This window comes from Mycobacterium talmoniae (assembly GCF_001854525.1).
GTDB lineage: Bacteria > Actinomycetota > Actinomycetes > Mycobacteriales > Mycobacteriaceae > Mycobacterium > Mycobacterium talmoniae.
Window position 1 is genome coordinate 1 of sequence record NZ_MLQM01000245.1, and the last position, 5,404, is coordinate 5,404.

Consider the following 5,404-nt stretch of genomic DNA (forward strand, 5'->3'; position numbering starts at 1 on the left):
TTGGGGGGCACAGGGCTTGTGGTTGTGTTCGGCGGTGTCCTACTTTTCCACCCGGGTGGGTAGTATCATCGGCGCTGGCAGGCTTAGCTTCCGGGTTCGGGATGGGTCCGGGCGTTTCCCTGTCGCTATTACCGCCGTAACTCTATTTTCTTTTATGTGTGGGGGTTGGGGTTGTGTGTTTCCCCGTTTTTCCCGGTTGGTTGGTTGTATTGGTGGGGGGTGTGGTTTTGGTGTGGGTGTGGTTGCGTGGTGTGTGTTGGTAAGTTTTCGGCCGGTTAGTGCCAGTTCCCTGAGCTCATTGCTGGGCTTGTAGGTCTGGTCTATCGATCCCGTGGTCTGCGGGGGGCCTTATCCCTCCTAGAGGGTGAGAAGCCTGGTCTTGGAAGAGGTTTCCCGCTTAGATGCTTTCAGCGGTTATCCTGTCCGAACGTGGCTATCCAGCGGTGCCCCTGGTGGGACAACTGGTGGACCAGAGGTTCGTCCGTCCCGGTCCTCTCGTACTAGGGACAGGTTTCCTCAAGCTTCTGACGCGCGCGGCGGATAGAGACCGAACTGTCTCACGACGTTCTAAACCCAGCTCGCGTGCCGCTTTAATGGGCGAACAGCCCAACCCTTGGGACCTGCTCCAGCCCCAGGATGCGACGAGCCGACATCGAGGTGCCAAACCATCCCGTCGATATGGACTCTTGGGGAAGATCAGCCTGTTATCCCCGGGGTACCTTTTATCCGTTGAGCGACACCCCTTCCACTCGGGGGTGCCGGATCACTAGTCCCGACTTTCGTCCCTGCTTGACATGTCCGTCTCGCAGTCAAGCTCCCTTGTGCACTTGCACTCGACACCTGATTGCCGTCCAGGTTGAGGGAACCTTTGGGCGCCTCCGTTACATTTTAGGAGGCAACCGCCCCAGTTAAACTACCCGCCAGGCACTGTCCCTGAACCCGGTTCAGGGTTCGAGGTTAGAGGTCCAATACGATCAGAGTGGTATTTCAACAACGACTCCACGATAACTGGCGTCACCGCTTCACAGTCTCCCACCTATCCTACACAAACCGTATCGAACATCAATACCAAGTTGTAGTGAAGGTCCCGGGGTCTTTTCGTCCTGCCGCGCGTAACGAGCATCTTTACTCGTAGTGCAATTTCGCCGAGTCTATGGTTGAGACAGTTGAGAAGTCGTTACGCCATTCGTGCAGGTCGGAACTTACCCGACAAGGAATTTCGCTACCTTAGGATGGTTATAGTTACCACCGCCGTTTACTGGGGCTTAAATTCTCAGCTTCGCGGAATTGCTTCCGCTAACCGGTCCTCTTAACCTTCCAGCACCGGGCAGGCGTCAGTCCGTATACCTCGTCTTGCGACTTCGCACGGACCTGTGTTTTTAGTAAACAGTCGCTTCTCACTGGTTTCTGCGACCCCCTCCCGCTCCCCCAGCTAGTGGGTTCACGGTGTGGAGGTCCCCCTTCTCCCGAAGTTACGGGGGCATTTTGCCGAGTTCCTTAACCATAGTTATCTCGTACGCCTTGGTATTCTCTACCTGACCACCTGTGTCGGTTTGGGGTACGGGCCGTGTGTGAACTCGCTAGAGGCTTTTCTCGGCAGCATAGGATCACCGAATTCACCTCATCCGGCTATGCATCACCTCTCGGACTTATATGAGACCCGGATTTGCCTAGATCTCGTCCTACGGGCTTGCCCCAGTATTACCACTGACTGGTACGGCTACCTTCCTGCGTCACCCCATCGCTTGACTACTACCAGCGAAGGTCCCACGCAGCCCCCCACCGTCATCACCCGAAGGATCCGATCGGAGAGGTTTTGGGTGGTTAGTACCACTGATTCATCAGGGACGCGCACACACGGGTACGGGAATATCAACCCGTTGTCCATCGACTACGCCTGTCGGCCTCGCCTTAGGTCCCGACTCACCCTGGGCGGACTGGCCTGGCCCAGGAACCCTTGGTCTTTCGGCGGGCAAGGTTCTCACTTGCCTTATCGCTACTCATGCCTGCATTCTCACTCCCCACACCTCCACCACACCATCACTAGGTGGCTTCACCGGTGAGGGGACGCTCCCCTACCCAACCCCACACGGGGATTGCCGCGGCTTCGGCGGTGTGCTTGAGCCCCGCTACATTATCGGCGCACAATCACTTGACCAGTGAGCTATTACGCACTCTTTCAAGGGTGGCTGCTTCTAAGCCAACCTCCTGGTTGTCTTCGCGACTGCACATCCTTTTCCACTTAGCACACGCTTAGGGGCCTTAGCCGGCGATCTGGGCTGTTTCCCTCTCGACGCACGGAGCTTATCCCCCGCCGTCTCACTGCCACACTTCACACACCGGCATTCGGAGTTTGGCTGACGTCAGTAACCTAGTAGGGCCCATCGGCCATCCAGTAGCTCTACCTCCGGCGTGAAACATGCAACGCTGCACCTAAATGCATTTCGGGGAGAACCAGCTATCACGGAGTTTGATTGGCCTTTCACCCCTACCCACAACTCATCCCCTCAGTCTTCAACCTAAGTGGGTTCGGGCCTCCACGCGGTCTTACCCGCGCTTCACCCTGGCCATGGGTAGATCACTCCGCTTCGGGTCCACAACACGCCACTACACCCCCAACGGGGATACGCCCTATTCAGACTCGCTTTCGCTACGGCTACCCCACCCGGGTTAACCTCGCGACGTGCCGGTGACTCGCAGGCTCATTCTTCAAAAGGCACGCCATCACCCCACTCAAAGAGAGGGCTCTGACGGATTGTAGGCACACGGTTTCAGGTACTCTTTCACTCCCCTCCCGGGGTACTTTTCACCATTCCCTCACGGTACTCATCCGCTATCGGTCATCGGGAAGTATTCAGGCTTACCGGGTGGTCCCGGCAGATTCACAGCAGATTCCACGGGCCCGCTGCTACTCGGGAAAAATATCGCAAGACAGGTATCGGGTTTTCACGTACCGGGCTCTCACCGTCTACGGCAGACCATCCCAGGCCACTTCCGCTAACCACAACACTTTCTCACTGCCCTCCAGGCAGGTAGACCCAGACACGACACTCCCACAACACCACACACACAACCCCTACCCGGTATCACATGCGCGCGGTTTAGCCATCCTCCGCTTTCGCTCGCCACTACTCACGGAATCACACTTGTTTTCTTCTCCTACGGGTACTGAGATGTTTCACTTCCCCGCGTTCCCCCCACACGCCTATACATTCAGCGTGTGGTGACACGACATCACTCGTGCCGGGTTTCCCCATTCGGACATCCTCGGATCAATGCTCGGTTGACAACTCCCCGAGGCATATCGCAGCCTCCCACGTCCTTCATCGGCTCCCGATGCCAAGGCATCCACCATGCGCCCTAACACACTTACAAACACAAAAACCAAAAGCTATTTCTCGAAGAAACATTGCACCAACAAACAACACCCACCACCAAGTGAGCCTTGCTTGCTAGATGCTCGCAACCACTATCCACAACTCAAACACCACACCCCACCACCAAGTGTGAGGCGACAACACACCCACCCCCACAGGGGTGACAACGGGCCTGTTGTCTCAGGACCCAACAGTGTGCCTGGCGATTCTCACCGGCCCAACGGACCGGACATTGTTGTTGCGCACCCACCCGCACCCACTACAGGTGACGGGCGATCTCCCAACCGCCTTGATCCCACACGGTGTGGGGACGGGGGAATTCCGTGGTGCTCCTTAGAAAGGAGGTGATCCAGCCGCACCTTCCGGTACGGCTACCTTGTTACGACTTCGTCCCAATCGCCGATCCCACCTTCGACAGCTCCCTCCACAAGGGTTAGGCCACTGGCTTCGGGTGTTACCGACTTTCATGACGTGACGGGCGGTGTGTACAAGGCCCGGGAACGTATTCACCGCAGCGTTGCTGATCTGCGATTACTAGCGACTCCGACTTCACGGGGTCGAGTTGCAGACCCCGATCCGAACTGAGACCGGCTTTAAAGGATTCGCTTAACCTCACGGCATCGCAGCCCTTTGTACCGGCCATTGTAGCATGTGTGAAGCCCTGGACATAAGGGGCATGATGACTTGACGTCATCCCCACCTTCCTCCGAGTTGACCCCGGCAGTCTCCCATGAGTCCCCGGCATAACCCGCTGGCAACATGAGACAAGGGTTGCGCTCGTTGCGGGACTTAACCCAACATCTCACGACACGAGCTGACGACAGCCATGCACCACCTGCACACAGGCCACAAGGGAACCAATATCTCTACTGGCGTCCTGTGCATGTCAAACCCAGGTAAGGTTCTTCGCGTTGCATCGAATTAATCCACATGCTCCGCCGCTTGTGCGGGCCCCCGTCAATTCCTTTGAGTTTTAGCCTTGCGGCCGTACTCCCCAGGCGGGGTACTTAATGCGTTAGCTACGGCACGGATCCCTAAGGAAGGAAACCCACACCTAGTACCCACCGTTTACGGCGTGGACTACCAGGGTATCTAATCCTGTTCGCTCCCCACGCTTTCGCTCCTCAGCGTCAGTTACTGCCCAGAGACCCGCCTTCGCCACCGGTGTTCCTCCTGATATCTGCGCATTCCACCGCTACACCAGGAATTCCAGTCTCCCCTACAGTACTCCAGTCTGCCCGTATCGCCCGCACGCCCACAGTTAAGCTGTGAGTTTTCACGAACAACGCGACAAACCACCTACGAGCTCTTTACGCCCAGTAATTCCGGACAACGCTCGCACCCTACGTATTACCGCGGCTGCTGGCACGTAGTTGGCCGGTGCTTCTTCTACAGGTACCGTCACTTCCGCTTCGTCCCTGTTGAAAGAGGTTTACAACCCGAAGGCCGTCATCCCCCACGCGGCGTCGCTGCATCAGGCTTGCGCCCATTGTGCAATATTCCCCACTGCTGCCTCCCGTAGGAGTCTGGGCCGTATCTCAGTCCCAGTGTGGCCGGACACCCTCTCAGGCCGGCTACCCGTCGTCGCCTTGGTAGGCCATCACCCCACCAACAAGCTGATAGGCCGCGGGCCCATCCCACACCGCTACATAACGCTTTCCACCACACACCATGCAGCATGTAGTCCTATCCGGTATTAGACCCAGTTTCCCAGGCTTATCCCAGAGTGCAGGGCAGATCACCCACGTGTTACTCACCCGTTCGCCACTCGAGCACCCCCGAAAGGGCCTTTCCGTTCGACTTGCATGTGTTAAGCACGCCGCCAGCGTTCGTCCTGAGCCAGGATCAAACTCTCCAAACAAAACCTTCAAAAAAGGCCAATCAGAGAAACCTGACAAACATCAGACAACAAACATCTGACACAAAAAACACCACACCCCCAACACGGGGTGGCCAAGGGCATGGCAAAAAACAACAACAAACAAAAACCACCAAACACACTATTGAGTTCTCAAACAACACACCCG

The 5,404-nt window shown here is 56.8% G+C and carries 3 rRNA genes; all 3 read right to left on the reverse strand.

Annotated features, from left to right (window positions below):
- Positions 1–26: 26 nt before the first annotated feature.
- A 5S ribosomal RNA gene (gene rrf / locus BKN37_RS25450) occupies positions 27–139 on the reverse strand.
- Between the two features lie 116 nt (positions 140–255).
- Positions 256–3,375: ribosomal RNA gene (locus BKN37_RS25455) — 23S ribosomal RNA — on the reverse strand.
- 339 nt (positions 3,376–3,714) lie between these two features.
- Positions 3,715–5,238: ribosomal RNA gene (locus BKN37_RS25460) — 16S ribosomal RNA — on the reverse strand.
- Together the 16S, 23S and 5S rRNA genes form the textbook arrangement of a ribosomal RNA operon.
- Between the last annotated feature and the right edge of the window lie 166 nt (positions 5,239–5,404).